This is a genomic window from Pseudomonas sp. GZJR-8 (genome assembly GCF_002916705.1).
GTDB lineage: Bacteria > Pseudomonadota > Gammaproteobacteria > Pseudomonadales > Pseudomonadaceae > Aquipseudomonas > Aquipseudomonas synxantha_A.
Window position 1 is genome coordinate 543737 of the sequence record NZ_JXSI01000001.1, and the last position, 19334, is coordinate 563070.

Here is a 19334-nt window from a genome sequence, read left to right on the forward strand (position 1 = left end):
AAAGCCTGCCGATCAGTTTTCAGCAGGCTTTTCATCTATCAATAAGCAGTCGTTCCCCTCACCCTGGAACAGCGCCGTGTAGTTTTGCCCGCCATAAAATACCCCCACTATCGACACCGTTTCGCAATCAGGCCTCACCCTGAACGCGATGATGGTGCTGCGACGATAGTGCGTGATGCGCAAGCCTGTAAGCAGGTCGTCACGGCGCGTGCTACGCAAGGGGAACAGGGCGAGGCTTTCACAGTGGCTGACGAGATTGTCGATAAAGCGCGTCGCTACCAAGGGGGAGCCGGCATCGCAGATGTAATCCTCAAGGGCATTGAGTTGCGTCAGGACTTCAGGCGAAAAAACCACCGAGTAGCTCACGCGTTCCCGATGCCTTTGCGCTGACGCCTGGCTGCCATATGCTCGCGAACCTGTTCTGCAGATAACCCGAGCTCAGGTTGTGCCTCAAGAGCGGTCGCTGCCGGGATGACTTCGTCCCTCAGCCAATCTTCCATGGCACGGTCACGTGCCAGCAGCACCCGCAATCCGTCGCGAATCACTTCGCTTTCGCTGGCATATTCGCCGGCAGCCACCTTGGCTTTGACCAGGGCCGCCATTTCAAGGGGCAAGGTGATGCTCATTTGCTGGGTTGAGCGCATTGGGATGTCCGCCAGAAGTGAGTAGGATTCAATCCTACTTGACCATTGGCGCGATGCAAGAAGCAACTGATCGATGCCGATCTCCGGCGTCTCGTCGTCCATCCAGAAGGGGTAGGTTTGCATAAGTTGCTGCGTCTCCAGTTGTGTGGGTCAGGCCGCAAGTATTGACCCGTTTTGGCGATCGCGTGGCCGCAGGTGGCCGATAAGCTGCTGAAATGTATGACTTGATATCTGTAACAGGATTATCTCGATATAGCCGCCCCGGCTCGCATGGCATCGCATCGGCTCCCATACGATAATGCTCGTCACCCCGACCACTCTGGCCTGCCTCCCGTGATCATCAATTTCGACCTCAACGATCTCCAAGCCTTCCGCGCCGTGGTAGACAAGGGCAGTTTCCGTGGCGCCGCCGAGGCCATCCGTATCTCGCAGCCGGCCCTCAGCCGACGCATCGAGAAGCTTGAATCCGCCCTGGATGTAAAGCTGTTCGAACGCACCACACGGCGGGTCAGTCTGACCATGGTCGGTCGTGCCTTCTTGCCCCAGGTGGAGCGAATGCTCGACGATCTCGACATCGCCTTGATGGGCATCAGCAACGTCGCGTCCACACGCATGGGCAACGTCACCATCGCCTGTGTGCCGTCTACCGCGTATTACTTCATGCCCCACGTGATCTCCGAATTCCACAAGCTGTATCCGAAGATTCGCCTGCGGGTGCTCGATGCCAGTGCTGGTGAAGTGAGCAATGCGGTGGCAAGCGGTGAAGCGGATTTCGGCGTGAGCTTCAGCGGTAGCCTGGCCGACGAGGTCGAGTTCGAGCTGTTGCTGCAGGAGCGTTATGTGCTTGCCTGTCGGCGTGACCATCCGTTGGCCACGCGTGAGAGCGTGACCTGGACCGAGGCCTATGAACACGACTACATCAGCGTGGACAAAACCTCGGGCAACCGCTTCCTGCTCGACCAGGCGCTGCGTGGCGTGCGGGTGAAAAAGCCGAGTATCTGCGAGACCCACCACGTGACCACGATGATCGGGCTGGTGGAAGCGGGGCTGGGCGTGGCGATGGTGCCGTCGATTGCGATGCCGGCGTGCGAGCACCCGATTCTGGTGAGTGTGCCGCTGGTAGAGCCGCAGGTGATGCGCAATGTGGGCTTGATCAAGCGCCGCGGGCGGACATTGCCGCCCGCGGCGCTGGAGTTGGAACGATTGGTGCGGGAGATGCCGTTTCGGTCAGCGTGACACCGAGTCCAGGCCGGTGGATTGCACCACCGGTTGAGCTTGCGGCGAGGCCATGAACTGCAGCAGCGCCTTGGCCTCGTCGGGGTGTTCGGCATTGACCGGAATTCCCGCCGCAAAGCGTGTCACCGATTGCACGTCTTCCGGGATTTTGCCGACAAACGTCACACCCTTGACCGGCAACAATTCAGCCACCTGTTGCAAGCCCACTTCGTAGTCACCCTTGGCCACCTGCTCGCCCACCGGCACGCGTTCGATCATGGTGCCTTTGGCCGGCATACCGAGTTTCTTGAACAACTCTTTCTCGACGTACACACCGCTGGCGCTGTCCGAGTACGCCACGGATTTGGCTTTGCTCAGCACGGCCTTGAGTTCGGCGTCGGTATTGATCGCAGGTTTTTGCGCGCCTTCCTTCACCACCAGGCCAATGCGCGAATCGGCCAGTTCCACGCGGGACGCGGGGTCGACCTTGCCTTGCTTGATCAGCTCATCCAGGGCGTAGCCGACCATGATCACCACGTCGGCGTGCTCGCCGCGGGCCAGGCGGTTGGGAATCGCTTCCGGCGCCTTGCCCATGGACGGGCCGAGAATGGTGTCGAGGGTGTCACCGCTTTGCTTGGCGTATTGCGGGCCAAGCAGTTTATAGGCGGCGGTGAAACCACCAGAGGTCATCACCTTGAGCTCTTCGGCCTGGGCCGTCAGCGCCAGGGCGCCGAGGACGACGGCAGTGAGGGATTTGAATAAAGGCTTCATTGCACGGCCTCCTGCATGACCTGGCCACGGGTATTGGCGTGGCGATACAACGCCAGGGTTGAACACAGCGCACACAGTGCGGCGAACATCATCCAGTAAGCGGGGGATGCCTTGTCTTCAGTGATGTGGATGAACCAGGTGGAAATCGCCGGCGTGAAGCCACCGAAGACCGCAGTCGCCAGGCTGTAAGCCAGGGAGAAGCCTGCCACGCGCACTTCCACCGGCATGATTTCGGTCAGCGCCGGGATCATCGCGCCGTTGTACAGGCCGTAGAGGAAGGAGAACCACAACAGGGTTTCCAGCATGTGCGCAAAGCTTGGCGCGTTGACCACGTAGGACAGCGCTGGATAAGCAGTAAGAACAGTCAGCACGGTCATGGCGATCAGTACCGGTTTGCGGCCGAAGCGATCACTGAGGATGCCGCCGATCGGCAGCCAGAAAAAGTTCGACACCGCCACCAGCAAGGTCACCAGCAGGGCATCGGAAGTGCTCAGTTGCAGCACGGTCTTGCCGAAGGTCGGTGCGTACACGGTGATCAGGTAGAACGCGGTGGTGGTCATGGCCACCATCAACATGCCGCCGATGACTACGGTCCAGTTCTTCACCAGGGTCGCCATCACTTCACGCATGGTCGGGCGATGCTTGCGGTTGGCGAACTCTTCGGTTTCCTGCAGGTTGCGACGCAGCACAAAGATAAACGGAATGATCACGCAACCTACGGCAAATGGAATACGCCAGCCCCAATCGGCCACCACTGCCGGTTCCATCCACACGTTCAAGCCATAGCCCAGCGCTGCGGCGACCACGATGGAGATCTGCTGGCTGCCCGACTGCCAGCTGGTGTAGAACCCTTTGCGGCCCGGCGTAGCCATTTCAGACAGGTAAACCGAGACACCGCCCAATTCCGCACCGGCCGAGAAACCTTGCAGCAGGCGGCCCAGCAGCACCAGCAGCGGCGCCCATAGGCCAATGGTGTGATAACTGGGCACCAGCACGATCAACAGCGTGCCGCTGGCCATGATCGACAAGGTCACGATCAAGCCTTTGCGACGGCCCACGTCATCGATATAGGCACCCAGAATGATTGCACCCAGTGGTCGCATCAGGAAGCCCGCGCCGAACACGGCGAAGGTCATCATTAATGACGCAAACTCATTAGCGGCCGGGAAGAACGCGGCGGCGATATAGGTCGCGTAGAACCCGAACAGAAAGAAGTCGAACTGTTCAAGGAAGTTGCCCGAAGTAACGCGCAGTACAGCGCCTACTTTCGAGCTGGCAGGGGCGGGCCGGGAAGGGCTAGTCATGATTTTGTGTCTCCAGCGTTCTTTTTAAAGTGCTTGTTTCGCTTAAGACTGGGGATAGTGGCTGACACATTTAGAAATGATAAGTGACAAATATGGATGCATTGATGTGTTTTGGTTATCAGTCAAAACGGCCATCCGATTTTTCAGACCTGTTCTATGCTTGAGCTTGTGTCCAATTCTTACGGATGGGAGGTGGCTATGGGCAACGAACACCAGCAGCACAATGAGCCAGAACGTGATCATCATCGGCGGCAGCCAGAGGAAGAAAAACCGCAAACCTGGAAGCACCCCGACGACGGCACGGAGCTTTCCGAACGGGACCAGGAGCGCCCGCTGAAACCCTGACTTCAAGTCCAATACAATCCAACTGTGGGAGTGGGATAGGCCGTTCCCACAGTTGTTCTGTGAGGCTTACATAACCCTCAAGCGCTGATTTATAGTCCCCAAACCGCCTGATGAGCAGTGCGCACATAGACGCAGCCCCGTGGCCTTTCTAAACTGCGGCTTGTCTTGGGGAGAGGGGTGGGCGCCGATGAATCGCAATGAACTACGCAAGGCCGACATCAACCTGATGGTGGTCTTCGAAGCGCTGATGCTTGAGCGCAATGTGACGCGGGTGGCGGAGAAGCTGTTTCTCGGCCAGCCCACCATCAGTTCGGCCCTCAACCGCCTGCGCACCTTGTTCAACGACCCGTTGTTCATTCGTGTCGGCCATCGCATGGAGCCCACGGCCCGTGCCGAGGAAATCATCCAGCACCTGTCGCCGGCCCTGGATTCCTTGTCATCGGCCCTGAGCCTGACCCATGACTTTGATCCATCCATCAGTACCATGACCTTTCGCATCGGCCTGTCCGATGACGTCGAGTTCGGCCTGCTGCCGCCGTTGCTGCGCGCCTTGCGCCAGGAGGCGCCGCAGGTGGTGTTCGTGGTGCAGCACGTGGATTACTGGCGCATTCCCGACTTGCTGGCGTCGGGTGATATCACCGTCGGCATCACCCAGACCCGCGGCCTGCCGGCAAATGCCAAGCGCAAGCTGTTGCGGCATATCCGCCCCTGCCTGCTGCGCGCCGATGCCTCGGACACGCCGCTGACCCTCGATGAATATTGCGCACGGCCCCATGTGCTGGTGTCCCACACTGCCAACGTGGCCGGGTTTGCCGATGAGTGGCTGGCGGAGGTGGGCCGCAAGCGCCATGTGGTGCTGTCGGTGCCGCAATACAGTTCGCTGCCGGCGTTGCTCGCCGGCACCGACATGATCGCCAGCCTGCCGGATTACACTGCCCAAGCCATGGCCGCCGGCGGCAATTTGTACTGCGAGCCGTTTCCCTTCCAGACCCCGACCCTGGATTTGTCGATGGTCTGGCTCAGCCACGTCGACACCGACCCGGCGGAGCGCTGGATGCGTTCGCGGCTGGAGGCGTTCATGAGTGACAAGCTCCCGGCTCCAAGCTAAAAGCAACTGTAGAGACGGCTTGGCGCCTTCAACTTGCCGCTTGCAGCTGTTCCTCACACACCCTCACCACTTGCTCACGAAACCAGCTATTGGCGCTGTCTTGCCCATTGGTTTCCTTCCAATGCATATCCAGGGTGAACCCCGGCAAACCGTTGGGTGCTTCGCACACACCGAACCCCGGTGCCGGCGCCAGCAACTTTTGCACGCGACGCGGCAGGGTGACGATGAAGTCGGTGCCGGTAATCATCTTCAACGCTGCGCTGTAGCTGTTGGCCCGCGCGATCACCTGGCGCTTGCGCGCCTGACGTGCGAGCCAGCCGTCGATCATGTTGGTGTCGGAGGACCATGGCGTGGGGAATATGTGACGCCGCTCGACGAAAGATTGCAGGCTGAACGCCGGCTCCCTGGGTGCCGAGCGCTGGTCGAACACGCAAACCAGGTCATCCTCCAACAGCATCTGGGTTTTGAAGTCTTTATGGGTGCGATGAAAGTGCGGGCCGAAGCAGATCACCAGGTCGAGGCGGCCTTCACGCAGGTCATCGACGGGAATGTCGGTTTCCAGCTTCTGCACATTGACGATCACCGGCAGGTCGGCATGGTCGAAGTGCTTCAACAGCCGTGGCAGGATCAGTTGCTCGAAGTATTCCGGGGCGCACACATTGAAGGTCACCGCCTGTTGGGTTGGGTCAAAGGCCTGGCCACCGGCGTGACACAGGTTGATGCTTTCCAGGATCTTCTGCACATGCCCGTACATGGTGGTGGCCTTGTACGTCGGACGCATACCGGCCCGTGTGTTGATAAACAGCTCATCCTCAAAGCTGGTGCGCAACTTCTTCAGGCTGTAGCTCACCGTGGACTGGCTGACGAACAGCGTTTCGGACACATCAGTAACGCTGCTCTGGTCGTAGACGGCGATAAACACCATCAAATCCTGCATATCGAGCTTTCTGAGCGAGTTACTGTTTAGCATCGGTTTCGTCCGTAAACCCTTTGTACCGAACTCAGTACAAGACTGGGCAAAATGTTAACGGAACGCTCGTACCAATAGAAAGCTCTGTAGGACTATTCAATGTTTCGCGTGGGACAAATACTGTTTGTAATACGACGTCAGCGGATATGTCGTACGTAATGCCGGGGGTTGAAGCGCAGGACCATCAGCAGCATCACCACAGTCACCGCGGTCAGCGACCACCAGGCCCCTTCAAAGCTGCCCAATTGATCGCGGATCACTCCGGCAATCAAGGGCGACACGCCGGCAATCAGGTAACCTATGCCCTGTACAAATGCGGTAAGGCTACCGGCGCGCCGTGGGTTGTCGAGATGGTCGAGGGACACAATCAGGCTCATGGGAAACAACCCGCCGATACCCAGGCCGAGCAGGCAAGGCCATAGCAGGCTCCAGTGTTGCGGGCTGAGGATCAGGCCGCAGAACCCGAGGATGATCAGCACCAGCAGCACCGCGATCACGCCGCGTTTATCCTGGCGTCGGTTGGCGATGGCCGGAGTGACCAGGCCGGAGATCACCTCCATGGCGGTCAGCAAGCCCAGCAGCAAGCCGGCATTCTGCTCGCTCCAGCCCTGTTCGACGTAGTACGGCGCCAGCCACGCCAATACACAGGTATAGGACGCCGTGCCCAGGCCAAAAAAGATCGCCAGCAACCAGGCGCGGCGATTGCTGAAAAATGATTCCCGAATGCTCGATTCTGCTTGAGGCAAGGGTGGCAGAGCCGAACGCTGGGCATACCAGAACACCAGCGCCAACAGCGCCAGTACCGCCCAGATCGCCAGGCCGATGCGCCAGCTGCCGGTGCGCACTTGCACCAAGGGTGAGAGTGATGCCGCCAGCGCAGCGCCGCCCATGATCGCAGTCACATACAGGCCCATGAACAGCGAAACGTCAGCGCTGAATCGCGACTTGATCAGCGTCGGCATCAACGCCTGAATCAGCGCGATGCCGACCCCTGCGGCAATCGCGCTGACGATCAGCTCCAGCGCCGAATCCAGCAACAGCCGCGATAAGGTCGCCAGCCCAATCACCAGCAGCGACAGCATAATGCTGCGATGTTCGCCCAGGCGCTTGGCCAGGCCCATGCCAACAAACATCGCCAGGCCCATGGCCATGACCGGCAACATGGTCAGTAACGCGGCGCTGCTGAAACTCAACGGCACATCCACGCGAATCGACGATAACAACGGCCCCACAGCCGCCATCGATGGTCGCAGGTTAAGGGCGACCAGCACCACGCTGATCATCAGCCATACGGCGGTGGTGGGTTTTGCGTGAACGTTTTCCATGGGCCTGCCTTGATCGAACAAGGGCGAATCAGGCCATGCAGGGGCAAGTGGGGCAAATCAGAAAGTCGCTGGGGCTATCTAAAAATTGCGGATAACTGACAGATCGCCCCTCTCACAAGGGAAAACCAGAGTCACATAGAGCGAGTTCCAGGCTTGGTCGACTCCCACCGCCCTTGGTCGATTTCAATCAGCGTCGGCCCCTGGCGATCAGCTGCGGCGCGCAGTGCCGAGCGCAGATTCTCGATGCCTTCGATGCTCTCTGCCGCGCAGCCCAGGGCCTTGGCCACGCCAATAAAGTCCGGGGTGTAAATGTCCACACCCACAGGCTCGATGGCCCGATTGAGCATGTATTTCTTGATCTCCTCATAGCCCTGGTTATTCCACAACAGCACGATCACCGGTGTGCGGGCTTCCACGGCGCTGGCCAGTTCCGGCAGGGTGAACTGCAGGCCGCCGTCGCCGATCAGGCACACCACCGGTTGCTCATCGCCACGCGCCAGCCAGGCGCCGATGGCGGCGGGTAGGGCATAGCCCAGGGTGCCGTAGCCGGTGGATGAATTGAACCAGTGACGTGGTCGGTCGAGGTTCAGGGTCAGGTTGGCGCTGTACACCGGTTGGGTGGAGTCGCCCACCAGCACGGCGCCGGGCAGTTCTTCCAATACGGTGTTGAGAAGCCGCGTGTGTGCACGGGTGGCAGCGTCCCAAGTGGGCTCCAGCTCGGCCCACAAACGTGCGGCGCGAACTGCGCCCCAATCGGTATTGCGCGGCGCCAGTGGCTGGCGGTCCAGTTCGGTGAGCAGCGCCCGGGCGGCGATTTTCGCGTCGGCCACCAGGGCCACCTCGGGTGGGTAGTTGCGTACGGTCTGGTCCGGGTCGATATCGATGCGTAGCAGCGTACCGGGAATCTTGAAGCCGCCGGCGAAGGTCACGTCGTAATCGGTTTCCGCCAGTTCCGTGCCGATGGCCAGTACCACATCGGCCTCGGCGACCAGTGCGCGGGTGGCCGCCAGGGTCTGGGTCGAGCCGATCAACAACGAGTGTGCGGCAGGCAGCAGGCCTTTGGCATTGATGGTCAGGGCCACGGGCGCGCCGAGGGTTTCGGCCAGGCGTGTCAACTCGGGCGCCGCATCGATGGCGCCGCCACCGGCCAGAATCAGCGGGCGTTGGGCGGTGGCGAGCAAGCGGCTCATGTGCTCGATCGCCGCCGGTGCCGCTCCTGCGCGGGCCACGCTGACCGGCTGGCTGCCCAGCAGAGCGTCGGCATTCTCCACCAGCACATCCAACGGAATCTCGATATGCACCGGGCGCGGCCGCCCGGCCTGAAACAGTGCAAACGCCCGCGCCAGCACGCCGGGCAACTCGTGGGCCGACATTAAGGTATGGGAAAACGCCGCCACGCCGGCCACCAGTGCGCTCTGATTCGGCAACTCATGCAACTTGCCACGCCCGCCGCCCAACTGGCTGCGCGCCTGCACACTGGAAATCACCAGCATCGGGATCGAATCGGCATAGGCCTGGCCCATGGCCGTGGTGATATTGGTCATGCCCGGGCCGGTAATGATGAAACACACACCAGGCTTGCCGCAGGTGCGCGCGTAGCCGTCGGCCATAAACCCGGCGCCCTGTTCGTGGCGCGGGGTGACGTGACGGATGCCGGAGCGCGCCAAACCACGGTACAGCTCCACGGTATGCACACCGGGGATGCCGAACACATGATCGACACCGTAGCCTTTCAGGAGGTGGACCAATACTTCGCCGCAGGTTGCCATGCCGGTCGCTCTTGTTATGGATTGAAGGCGCTATTGGACCGGCTGGCCGGTAGCGGCAACAATCGATAAAAAGTCATACTCGCCATGTCCTCACGTCATGGCTGCGCCCTAATGAAACGCCTTCCACCGTTGCCCGCATTGCACACCTTCTGGGTCACGGCCCAATGCTGCAACTTCACCCGCGCCGCCGAGCAACTGCACATCACCCAGGGGGCGGTGAGCCGCCAGATCGCGGGGTTGGAACGGCATTTGGGCTATGGGTTGTTTGTGCGCCAGGCGCGGGGCTTGAGCCTGACCGAGGAAGGTCGCGAGTGGGCGCTGCGGGTGCAGCAGGTGTTCGGCGTGATCGGTGAGGCCGTGGAGCAAATCGGCAGTCGCCGCGAGGTTTTGCAGCTCAAGGCGTCCACCTGTGTGATGCGCTGGCTACTGCCACGCGTGCTGCAATGGCAAAGGGAGCGCCCGGATGTACCGGTGGAACTGACCACCACCGTGGCCTACACCGTGGATTTTCGTCGCGAGCCATTTGATGCGGCGGTGATCTATGCGCCCATCGGCGAGCAGTCCGAGGAGGCTCGGCATTTGTTCGATGAACAACTCACACCGGTCTGTGCGCCGGCCTTGCTGGACAACTTGCACACGCCAGCGGATCTGCAACACCAGGTGCTGCTGCACCCCACACGGGATCAGCGGGATTGGGCATTGTGGTTAAAAGCGGCGGGTACGCGCCTGAGCAGTCTGAGCCAGGGGCATCATTTCGAAACGCTGGACCTGGCGATGACGGTGGCGGCACAAGGCTCGGGCGTGGCGATCGGTGATCGTGCGCTGATTGGCGAGGACCTGAAGGCGGGGCGCCTGGTGATGCCGTTTGAACTGCGGGTGCCGACGGGCATGGGCTACTTCCTGGTGTATCCGCCGCAGACAGTGCCTTCTGCCGGGTTGTTGGCCCTGATGGATTGGCTGACCAGCCAGGCGCAAATGTAGGAGGGGCTTGCCCCCTCCCACATTTTTACCGCGTGGTGTCAGTAGCCAACGGTGAAGCGCTTACGCGAGTGCTTGGGTGTTTCAACCTCGTCGATCATGGCGATGGCGTAGTCGGCAAAGCTGATCGAGCTGTTACCGTCACTGCTCACCAACAGGTCATCCTGGCCCAGGCGGAATTTGCCGGTGCGCTCGGTCCCGTCGAACAGCGCCGATGGCGAGAGGAACGTCCAATCCAATTCCGTTTCCTGGCGCAGCGTTTCCAGAAAATCAGCCCCGGCACTGGCTTCGGCCTTGTACTCCGCCGGGAACCCCGGGCTATCGATGACGCGACTGCCGTCCGGTAGCAGCAACGAACCTGCACCCCCCACCACCAGCAGGCGTTTGACCCCGGCCTTTTTCACCGGGCCGATCACGGCGCTGGCGGGCAAGGTGGCAAAGTGCGCGGCGCTGATCACCACGTCGCTGCCGCTGATAGCGTGTTGCAGGGCATCGGCGTCCAGGGCATCCACCTGCTTGACCGTGACGCCCGGGCGTACGCCCAGCTTGTCGGTGTTGCGAGCGATGGCGGTGACGGTATGCCCGCGGCGCAGGGCTTCTTCCAGCAGTTGGCTACCGGCACGGCCGGTGGCACCAATGATTGCGATTTTGCTCATGACGTTCTCCATCAGGGTTAGGGTTTAAAGCCGATCACCACTTCATTTCGCCCTTGGCGACTTTGGCGCTCAATTCCAGCGAGCTTTCGTCGGCGAGGGTGGGGTAACGCTGTTTCATGGCCGCAATCAGGGCGGCGGAATCCTTGGCCTTGGCGGTTTCGATGTCGAAGGCCTGGATGTAGTCGGCGGTGAATTTCACCGAGGCCAGCGATGGGGTGCCCAGGTAGTGACCAGGGATCACTGTTTTTGGCTTCAAGCCTTCAATACGCTCAAGGGTGCTCAACCAGTCTTTATGAGATTGCGCGCCCTGAGTGTCAGCCATCCACAGGTGAATGTTTTCGGCGACAACCACGCCACCGACTACAGCCTTGATCGACGGGATCCACACAAAGCTGCGATCCGGCTGCGGACCGTCCAGGCCGACCACTTCAAGCTGTTGCCCTTCAAGGGTCAGGCTGTGGCCTTGCAACACTTGCGGCACAATCGTCTTGGTCGGTTTGTCGGCGCCCATTTTCGGGCCCCAATATTCCAGCTTGCCGGCGACGGTGGCGTTGATATGGTCGACCACCGGTTGCGGCGCCAGCACCTTGGCGTCGGGGAAGGCGGCGGTCAGGGTGTCGAGGCCGAAGTAGTAGTCCGGGTCGCCATGGCTGATGTAGATGGTGGTCAGGTGCTTGCCGCTGGCGCGGATCTTCTGCACCAATTGCTCGGCCTGGCCTTTGCCGAATTGGGCGTCCACCAGGATCGCGTCTTTGGCACCGCTGACCAGCACCGAGCTGACGGGAAAGATCGCCGCTTCGCCTGGGTTGTACACGTCCAGTTTCAGCTCAGCGGCTGCGGCGTGGGCGGCGAACGCCAGGGCGGCAGTGGCCAGGGTCAAGCGTTTGAAGGTCGAGAACATCGGGCAGCTCCTGCCATTGGTAAGGGGTGGGTAGAGCTTAGTTGCATAAAACACCACAAAAAATGCGATGCTTGGACATAGTTTGTTTCTGAAATCGGGCAGATCATGGATCGTCTTCAAGCAATGCGCGTGTTTGTCACCGTGGTGGACCTGGGCAGCCAGTCTGCCGCCGCCGATCATCTGGACCTGTCGCGCCCGGTGGTCTCGCGTTACCTGGCTGAGCTGGAGGATTGGGTCGGCGCGCGCCTGCTGCACCGCACCACGCGCAAGCTCAGCCTCACTGCTGCCGGGAGCGAAACCCTGCCGCGCTGCCGGCAATTGCTGGAGCTGTGCGCCGATATGCAGGCCGCCGTCAGCGAGCCCGATGACGCGCCTCGGGGCTTGTTGCGCCTGAGCGTCAGTACCTCGTTCGGCCAGGCGCAGTTGGGCGCGGCCATTGCCGAGTACGTCAAGCGCTACCCGCTGGTGACGGTGGACTTGCAGATGCTCGACCGCACGGTGAACCTGGTGGATGAGCGCATCGACCTGGCGATCCGCACCAGCAATGACCTGGACCCGAACCTGATCGCCCGGCGCTTGACTGTGTGCCGCTCGGTGGTGTGTGCCACACCGGCCTATCTGCGTGAGCATCCGGCGCCGCAGAAAGTCGAAGACCTGGCCCGGCACAACTGCCTGACCCACTCCTATTTCGGCAAGAGCCTGTGGCATTTCGAAGAGCAGGGCGAACACGTGTCGGTGCCGGTGCACGGCAATATCACCGCCAACGAGGCCAGCACGTTATTGCGTATAACCCTGGCCGGGGCAGGGGTGGCGATGCTCCCCAGTTATCAGGCCGGTGACCTGATCCGCAGTGGTGAACTGGTGCGCTTGCTGCCTGCAGCAGAGCCTCGTCAGATGAACATCTATGCGGTGTACGCTTCGCGCAAGCACATGCCCTCGGCACTGCGCAGCCTGCTGGATTTTCTGGTGCTGCGGTTTCCGGAGGCGCCCGCGTGGGACGTCGGCCTCTGAGGCGATATAAACGCGCTGAATGGCAGCCAATCATGGCAACTTGCGCTGACTGACCTATGCTTTAAACAGCACCGTGTAGATCCGTTCAGAGGTCTGTGCCATGAGTATCAAAACCAGAAAATACCTGACGATTTTCACCCTCTGTGCATTGGCGACTGCGTTGTACGGGACAGCCGCCTATCGCGTCGAACAAACGCGCATGCAACCGGCGGCGTTCGCCATCAGTTGCCATCAGGACCAATGCGTGCCGCGCACCGGCAGCTTCAGCGCGCTCAGGTAGGCTGCTCGGCCTTCAATTGCTCGCGAAACGCCTTGGGTGAAAACCCGACCCTGCGGCGAAACAGTCGCGAGAAGTTGGTCGGGTCGGAAAAGCCCAGCACCTCGGACATCTCATTGATGGTCATGCTGGTGTAGGTCAACAAGCGCTTGGCTTCCAGCAATTGGCGGTCATGCATGATCTGCAATGCCGGTTGCCCGCCCAATTCCCGACAAGTCCCGTTCAAGTGTGAGACCGAGATGCCCAGCTTGTGGGCCAAATCTTCAATCTTGGGGTGCTCACGGTAATGCTGTTCGACCAGTTGGGTGAAACGCCGAAAATACTCACGACCACGTGGGGCGCGTGGATGACGGCGCTGGATCGCCTGGCGGCTGACCCACACCAGCAGCACGCTGACCAAGGCGTGCAACATCATGTCCCGTGCCGGTTGATCATCGGCGTATTCGTCCTGCAAGCGCACGAACAGGTTGTTCAAGTAGTCGCTGTCCTTGCCCGCAGGATAACTGCCGAGGGTTTGCAGGCCATCGACGGTGTCGCCCAATTGCGCCTGCAAATGGCTGACCAGCGGCGCCGAAAGGGTCACCACATAACCCTGCACATCTTCGGAAAAACGAAAGCCATGCACGCACAGTGGCGGCAGCACTTGCAGGCTCGCTTCATTGAGGGTGGTGCGCTGGCCTTCGATTTCCAGTTGTGCCTGGCCTTTGTGCACATACAGCAGTTGGCACAGATCCGCGTGCCGGTGGGGCTGGATTTCCCACTGGTATTCCCGACTGCGCCGGGAAATGGTTTCGCAGTGCAACAAATCGGGCGTCGGCCACTGCTGGCTTTCCCCGTAAAGCTTGAAGACCGGAATCGCGGTTTTGGTCATGGTTTCAATCCGATACTCAGGATAATGGTTCGGTAATCGCCCCGATTGGCGAAAAGCGCAGGCTTTGACGCAGTTTTCACCTTCTTATGCGGTTCGCTCAAGTGAAAAATGTCAGCCACAATTCCACTGACAACTCTTTCACTCGATACGTTCGGGTAAAGCGTGAAGGCCATAAAAATAATGAAAACCCTGAAAACCCAAGTCGCCATTATTGGCGCCGGTCCGTCTGGATTGCTGCTCGGCCAGCTGCTGCACAACGCTGGTATTCAAACCCTTGTTCTAGAGCGCCAGAGCTCCGATTACGTGCAGGGGCGCATCCGTGCCGGAGTGTTGGAGCAGGGCATGGTCGACCTGTTGCGCGAAGCCGGGGTGAGCCAACGCATGGATGTTGAAGGGTTGGTGCACACAGGTTTTGACATTGCCCTTAATGACCAACTTATCCCAATCGATCTCAAGGCATTGACCGGTGGCCAATCGGTGATGATCTACGGCCAGACCGAAGTCACCCGCGACCTGATGGCCGCCCGCGCAGCCGCCGGCGCTACCACGCTGTACGAGGCGTGCGACGTACAGCCCCATGATCTGAAAAGTGATCGACCCTGGCTGACGTTCAATCACAAAGGCCAAGCCTATCGCCTGGAGTGCGATTACATCGCCGGTTGCGATGGCTTCCATGGCGTCGCCCGCCAGTCGATTCCGGCGCAGGCGTTGAAGGTATTCGAGCGGGTCTATCCCTTCGGTTGGCTGGGGGTGCTCGCCGATACGCCGCCGGTACACGCCGAGCTGGTGTATGCCAAACACCCACGGGGTTTTGCCCTGTGCAGCATGCGCTCACCGACGCGCAGCCGTTATTACCTGCAAGTGCCGCAGGACGAGGCTGTGGAGGATTGGTCGGATGAGCGTTTCTGGGATGAGCTGAAAACCCGCTTGCCCGGTTCATTGGCGCAGCAGTTGGTGACCGGCCCATCGATTGAAAAAAGTATCGCGCCGCTGCGCAGCTTCGTGGTGGAACCCATGCAGTACGGGCGCCTGTTCCTGCTTGGCGATGCCGCGCATATTGTCCCGCCCACCGGCGCCAAGGGGTTGAACCTGGCGGCCAGTGACGTGAGCACGTTGTTCCGGATCTTGCTCAAGGTGTACCGCGAAGGACGCCTGGACTTGCTGCAAAAGTACTCGGCTATCTGCCTGCGCCGGGTATGGAAAGCCGAGCGGTTTTCCTGGTGGATGACCTCGATGCTGCATGAGTTTCCCCAGGCGGACGCCTTCAGCCAGCGCATTGCCGAGAGTGAGCTGGACTATTTCATCCACTCGGATGCCGGGCGCAAAACCATTGCAGAAAATTACGTCGGGCTTGCTTACGAGCCTATCGAATAGCCTGCTATCGTATTGAGCATTCCCGCGGGCGATCTTGTCCTGCGGGCCTTGTTCGAAGGTTCTGCCGTGACTCACCTCAATCAGCCCGCCCCAACCGTTCCCGCCGTGCGCAGTATTCTTGCTGCGCTGATGATGGCGATCTTCCTCGGCGCCCTGGACCAGACCATTGTGGCGGTGTCCATGCCGGCCATTTCCGCGCAGTTTCATGACGTCAACCTGCTGGCCTGGGTGATTTCCGGCTATATGGTGGCGATGACCGTGGCGGTGCCGATCTACGGCAAGCTTGGCGATCTGTATGGGCGTCGGCCCATGATGCTGATCGGCATGGGCGTGTTTACCCTGGCGTCGCTGTTTTGTGGCATGGCGCAAAGCATGGAGCAATTGGTGCTGGCGCGGATTCTCCAGGGCATCGGTGCCGGCGGGATGATTTCAGTGAGCCAGGCAATCATTGGCGACATTATTCCTCCCCGCGAACGGGGACGTTATCAGGGGTATTTCAGCAGCATGTACGCGGTGGCCAGCGTGGCGGGGCCGGTGCTGGGCGGTTATATGACCGAGTACCTGTCGTGGCGCTGGGTGTTTTTGATCAACCTGCCGCTGGGTGCCGGCGCCTGGTACGTGGCCCATCGCACTCTGGTGGGGCTGCCGGTGCCGCAGCGCAAGCCGATCATCGATTACCTCGGCACGGTGCTGATGATCATCGGCCTCACCGCCTTGTTGCTGGGCATCACCGAAATCGGCCAGGGCCATTCGTGGCGTGACGATCAAGTGCTGGGGTTGTTGGCCTGCGCACTGTTGGCGTTGAGCGTGTTTGTGTGGCACGAACGCCGCGCGCGCGAACCGCTGCTGCCCATGCACTTGTTTGCCAACCGCAATGCGGTGTTGTGTTGGTGCACGATTTTTGTCACCAGCTTCCAGGCGATTTCCCTGACCGTGCTGATGCCCCTGCGTTACCAGACCGTGACCGGCGCCGGTGCCGACAGTGCGGCCCTGCACTTGCTGCCCTTGGCGATGGGCTTGCCGATGGGCGCGTATTTTGCCGGGCGCATGACGTCGGTGACTGGCCGCTATAAACCGATGATCCTCAGTGGCGCAGTGTTGAGCCCGCTGGCGATTCTCGGCATGGCCTACAGCGCGCCCCAGGCGGTGGTGCTCACCAGCGTATTCATGCTGTTGTGCGGCATTGCCGCCGGTATGCAGTTCCCGACCTCGTTGGTGGGTACGCAGAACTCGGTAGAGCAACGGGATATCGGTGTGGCCACCAGCACCACCAACCTGTTCCGCTCCCTGGGCGGGGCAGTGGGGGTGGCTTGCATGTCGGCGTTGCTGCTGGCGCTGTTGCACGACTCCAGTTTCGCCCATTTGACGAGCGCCGCACTGGTGGCCGAAGGCAGTTCTGGCAACGTGCTGCTTGACGGCCTCAACGCCGCACCCGGCCCGGCGCAGGATGCGTTGCGCGGGGAGTTGGCGGTGACGTTCCGGCATTTGCTGATGGTGAGTGCAGCGGTGTCGCTGCTGGGGTTGGCGGCTGCGATCGTGATGCCGAACCGGGTGCTGCGTGGTCGGGAAGACAAAGCCCGCTAGGTCCAACTGAATGTAGGAAACCAAATGTGGGAGGGGCGGCGCGACGATTCGACTTGCTCCCACAGTTTGATTGCATTTCAAGTCAGATCAGGGGCTGTAATACCCCACCGCAACCATGAAATGCCCGCTTTTGCGCACATAAGCGTGCTTGTTCTCGACCTTACCCGTCACCGGGTTTTTCCAGCGGTATTTGTATTCGCCCTGGTCCTGCTCGGCCATCATCTTGAGGATCGGCACACCCACCGGTTTGCCATCCGGGTCCTTGATCTTGGCAAAGTCGGTGTTGATCAGGCGCAGGTTGGTGCCGTGGGCGACGTAGCGTCGCGTGTTCAGGTCTACCACGAACACGTACAGATCATCTTGCAAGAAGCCGCCCTGCAAGGAGTTGATCGCCTTGAGCGTGCCGGTTTCATCCTTGACCAGCGCTTCCACCGCCTTGTTGCGCAGCGCCCGTGCCTGTTCTGGCGTGGCGCGCGGCAAGTAATAACCGACCGCCAGGATGCGTTCGCCCACCCGCTGATAAAACACATGCTTATGTTCGACCTTGCCGTCGTTCCAGTTCTGCCAGCGATAGTCAGCCTGCTGGATACCCTGGCCTTCCGGCTCGCTCAAGGCTTGTTTGAACGAGGCTTGCAGGTCGGGCCCGAGTACCTCGGACACGTCGCGACCGATCAGCGCGGAGGAGGGCCCGCCACTGGCCAACAGTACGCCTTGGGTATTGACCACAAACACATAACGGTCCTGGTCGATGAATTCGCCCTGACGGCTGAAGGCGGCGAACGCCTTGTCACCTTGCTTGTGGTAGTACGCCAAGGCCTTTTCCAGCAGGGCCTTGGCGGCTTGGGCATCCGCTTCCTGTGCCGTGGCGGCATGCACCTGGCTGCAACACAACAGCAGCAGCCAGGTGAATCGGAGCAGTCTCTTCATTTACCGTCCCTCGTTCTTGTTGGTGTGCCAAGAGCGTAGACGGTTGGCGGCAAATCAGAAGGGTTTAGTGGGCAGGTATTTGCCGTCCAGGGTGATGACCGCACGGGAGCCGCCGTCCGGGTCTTCGACTTTCTTGATATCCAGCTTGAAGTTGATGGCGCTGATGATGCCGTCGCCGAATTGCTCATGCACCAAGGCCTTCAAGGTAGAGCCGTAGACCTGCAGCATTTCGTAGAAGCGGTACATCGTCGGATCGGTCGGCACACCGCTGGGGAAACTGCCGCGCAGTGGGACGCTTTGCAGCAGGCGGCTGGCGTCCTGGTCGAGGCCGAGTTTGTCGCACACGATGTCGGCCGCCTCCTTGGGCAGTGGGTGCTGGCCGAGCAGGGCGGCGGTGACGAACGCCAGGCTCAGGCCGGTGCCATCGGTGAGGTCCTGCCATGACAGATTCTTGCGTGCCTTGAGGTCGATAACGGTATCGGCCAGGGCCAGGCGTGGGGTTTGGGCGAATTGGGATTGCAACATGGTGATGTCCTCTTGGGTGGTTAAGGTTCAGGCAGCGTGGGCGCGGGTGGTTGGATGGTCGAGCAAAGAGACGAAGCGTCCGGTGCGACCGTCCAGCGCGTCGATGCCACCGGTTTCGATGTCATACACCCAGCCATGCAGGTTCATCCGGCCTTGTTCCAGGGCCAGCGCAACGCTGGGGTGAGTCTTGAGATTAGCCAGTTGGGCGACCACGTTTTCACGCACCAATGAATCCAGGCGCGCAGCGTCCGAGACATGCGTACGGGATGCATTGATCACCTTGGCCGACTCGGCATGACGCAACCAGTTGGCCACGGCCGGCAGATGGTCCAGGCACTTGCAGGTGGAAATGGCAGTCATGGCGCCGCAGTCCGAATGCCCGCAAATCACAATGTCGCTGACCCCGAGTACCGCCACCGCATATTCGACCGTGGCCGACACACCACCCGGCTCGGGGCCGTAGGACGGCACGATGTTGCCGGCATTGCGGATCACGAACAGATCGCCGGGTTCCTGCTGGGTCAGAAGCTCCGGCACGACACGGCTGTCGGAGCAGGACACGAACAAGGTGCCGGGGTTCTGTGTGGTCGCCAGGTGCTTGAACACGTCGCTGCGTTGGGAAAAGGCTTCACGTTGAAATTTGCGGAAGCCATCGATGAGATGCTGCATGGTGGTTCTCCTTGCGTCGCTGATGGGGCAAGGATGGAAGTTTTCGGCTATAGCGTCCAAGACCGGTTTATGATGCTGTCTATAAGTCATGCCTATAGCTGGAGCGCTGT

At 60.5% G+C, this 19334-nt stretch carries 21 protein-coding genes; 8 read left to right on the forward strand and 13 right to left on the reverse strand.

Annotated elements, in window-relative coordinates:
- Window positions 1-12: 12 nt before the first annotated feature.
- Together TK42_RS02490 and TK42_RS02495 are read right to left on the reverse strand one after the other, a co-directional pair.
- Window positions 13-366: a type II toxin-antitoxin system RelE/ParE family toxin gene (locus TK42_RS02490; protein WP_103733518.1), complete on the reverse strand. Its 354-nt coding sequence runs from the start codon at window positions 364-366 to the stop codon at window positions 13-15.
- On the reverse strand, window positions 363-767 hold the full coding sequence (locus TK42_RS02495) for a type II toxin-antitoxin system ParD family antitoxin (RefSeq protein ID WP_078820595.1): 405 nt from the start codon (window positions 765-767) through the stop codon (window positions 363-365). The genes TK42_RS02490 and TK42_RS02495 overlap by 4 nt, the downstream gene beginning before the upstream one ends.
- A gap of 210 nt (window positions 768-977) precedes the next feature.
- Between TK42_RS02495 and TK42_RS02500 the strand changes: the two genes are divergently transcribed.
- Window positions 978-1880, forward strand: coding sequence for a LysR family transcriptional regulator (locus TK42_RS02500; RefSeq protein ID WP_057701145.1), 903 nt, complete (start codon window positions 978-980; stop codon window positions 1878-1880).
- Here the strand turns inward: TK42_RS02500 and TK42_RS02505 are convergent.
- Both TK42_RS02505 and TK42_RS02510 read right to left on the reverse strand, forming a co-directional pair.
- Window positions 1872-2630, reverse strand: coding sequence for a substrate-binding domain-containing protein (locus tag TK42_RS02505; protein WP_005786057.1), 759 nt, complete (start codon window positions 2628-2630; stop codon window positions 1872-1874). The genes TK42_RS02500 and TK42_RS02505 overlap by 9 nt on opposite strands.
- On the reverse strand, window positions 2627-3934 hold the full coding sequence (locus TK42_RS02510; RefSeq protein ID WP_032877256.1) for an MFS transporter: 1308 nt from the start codon (window positions 3932-3934) through the stop codon (window positions 2627-2629). Before TK42_RS02510 ends, TK42_RS02505 begins: the two co-directional genes overlap by 4 nt.
- 198 nt (window positions 3935-4132) lie before the next feature.
- On the opposite strand from TK42_RS02510, the gene TK42_RS26935 reads away from it, so the two are divergent.
- Both TK42_RS26935 and TK42_RS02515 read left to right on the forward strand, forming a co-directional pair.
- On the forward strand, window positions 4133-4279 hold the full coding sequence (locus TK42_RS26935; RefSeq protein ID WP_164699504.1) for a hypothetical protein: 147 nt from the start codon (window positions 4133-4135) through the stop codon (window positions 4277-4279).
- A gap of 187 nt (window positions 4280-4466) precedes the next feature.
- Entirely contained in the window at window positions 4467-5387 is a 921-nt protein-coding gene (locus TK42_RS02515; RefSeq protein ID WP_032877255.1) for a LysR substrate-binding domain-containing protein, read from the forward strand.
- A 28-nt stretch (window positions 5388-5415) separates the two neighbouring features.
- Here the strand turns inward: TK42_RS02515 and TK42_RS02520 are convergent, their stop codons facing one another.
- From TK42_RS02520 to TK42_RS02530, 3 genes are all read right to left on the reverse strand, one after another.
- Complete coding sequence (locus TK42_RS02520; protein ID WP_032877254.1) at window positions 5416-6357, reverse strand: LysR family transcriptional regulator; 942 nt, start codon at window positions 6355-6357, stop codon at window positions 5416-5418.
- A gap of 137 nt (window positions 6358-6494) precedes the next feature.
- The gene (locus TK42_RS02525; RefSeq protein ID WP_103733519.1) at window positions 6495-7682 is read right to left on the reverse strand and encodes a cyanate transporter; all 1188 of its coding nucleotides are present in this window, start codon (window positions 7680-7682) and stop codon (window positions 6495-6497) included.
- A 131-nt stretch (window positions 7683-7813) separates the two neighbouring features.
- A complete protein-coding gene (locus tag TK42_RS02530; protein ID WP_103733520.1) occupies window positions 7814-9451 on the reverse strand; it encodes a 5-guanidino-2-oxopentanoate decarboxylase in 1638 nt (545 codons plus the stop codon).
- A 111-nt stretch (window positions 9452-9562) separates the two neighbouring features.
- Between TK42_RS02530 and TK42_RS02535 the strand changes: the two genes are divergently transcribed.
- Window positions 9563-10432: a LysR substrate-binding domain-containing protein gene (locus TK42_RS02535; RefSeq protein WP_103733521.1), complete on the forward strand. Its 870-nt coding sequence runs from the start codon at window positions 9563-9565 to the stop codon at window positions 10430-10432.
- Between the two features lie 38 nt (window positions 10433-10470).
- Here the strand turns inward: TK42_RS02535 and TK42_RS02540 are convergent, their stop codons facing one another.
- Both TK42_RS02540 and TK42_RS02545 read right to left on the reverse strand, forming a co-directional pair.
- A complete protein-coding gene (locus tag TK42_RS02540) occupies window positions 10471-11085 on the reverse strand; it encodes an NAD(P)-dependent oxidoreductase (RefSeq protein WP_078820600.1) in 615 nt (204 codons plus the stop codon).
- Window positions 11086-11119: 34 nt separating this feature from the next.
- The gene (locus TK42_RS02545; protein ID WP_032877249.1) at window positions 11120-11986 is read right to left on the reverse strand and encodes an MBL fold metallo-hydrolase; all 867 of its coding nucleotides are present in this window, start codon (window positions 11984-11986) and stop codon (window positions 11120-11122) included.
- Window positions 11987-12091: 105 nt separating this feature from the next.
- On the opposite strand from TK42_RS02545, the gene TK42_RS02550 reads away from it, so the two are divergent.
- The gene (locus tag TK42_RS02550) at window positions 12092-12997 is read left to right on the forward strand and encodes a LysR family transcriptional regulator (RefSeq protein WP_005786071.1); all 906 of its coding nucleotides are present in this window, start codon (window positions 12092-12094) and stop codon (window positions 12995-12997) included.
- Between the two features lie 100 nt (window positions 12998-13097).
- On the forward strand, window positions 13098-13277 hold the full coding sequence (locus TK42_RS02555) for a hypothetical protein (RefSeq protein WP_003189580.1): 180 nt from the start codon (window positions 13098-13100) through the stop codon (window positions 13275-13277).
- On the opposite strand, the gene TK42_RS02560 is transcribed toward TK42_RS02555, so the two are convergent.
- On the reverse strand, window positions 13270-14145 hold the full coding sequence (locus tag TK42_RS02560) for a helix-turn-helix domain-containing protein (RefSeq protein WP_005786075.1): 876 nt from the start codon (window positions 14143-14145) through the stop codon (window positions 13270-13272). The two genes, TK42_RS02555 and TK42_RS02560, sit on opposite strands and share 8 nt — an antisense overlap.
- A 189-nt stretch (window positions 14146-14334) precedes the next feature.
- Here TK42_RS02560 and pobA point away from each other — a divergent pair, with 189 nt between their 5' ends.
- On the forward strand, window positions 14335-15519 hold the full coding sequence (gene pobA, locus TK42_RS02565) for a 4-hydroxybenzoate 3-monooxygenase (RefSeq protein ID WP_371920234.1): 1185 nt from the start codon (window positions 14335-14337) through the stop codon (window positions 15517-15519).
- A gap of 66 nt (window positions 15520-15585) precedes the next feature.
- Window positions 15586-17103 carry an MDR family MFS transporter gene (locus TK42_RS02570; protein ID WP_103733599.1) on the forward strand — a complete coding sequence of 506 codons (1518 nt, stop codon included), beginning with the start codon at window positions 15586-15588 and terminating at the stop codon, window positions 17101-17103.
- Window positions 17104-17190: 87 nt separating this feature from the next.
- Here TK42_RS02570 and TK42_RS02575 read toward each other — a convergent pair whose 3' ends face one another.
- The 3 genes from TK42_RS02575 to TK42_RS02585 are packed head-to-tail and all read right to left on the reverse strand — an operon-like array spanning window position 17191 to window position 19224.
- Window positions 17191-18030: a cache domain-containing protein gene (locus TK42_RS02575; RefSeq protein WP_032877246.1), complete on the reverse strand. Its 840-nt coding sequence runs from the start codon at window positions 18028-18030 to the stop codon at window positions 17191-17193.
- A 54-nt stretch (window positions 18031-18084) separates the two neighbouring features.
- Window positions 18085-18555, reverse strand: a complete 471-nt coding sequence (gene cynS / locus TK42_RS02580) for a cyanase (RefSeq protein ID WP_005786081.1) — start codon at window positions 18553-18555, stop codon at window positions 18085-18087.
- Between the two features lie 27 nt (window positions 18556-18582).
- Window positions 18583-19224 (reverse strand): carbonic anhydrase, encoded by a 642-nt coding sequence (locus TK42_RS02585; protein ID WP_103733523.1) that lies wholly within the window; start codon window positions 19222-19224, stop codon window positions 18583-18585.
- Window positions 19225-19334: the final 110 nt, after the last annotated feature.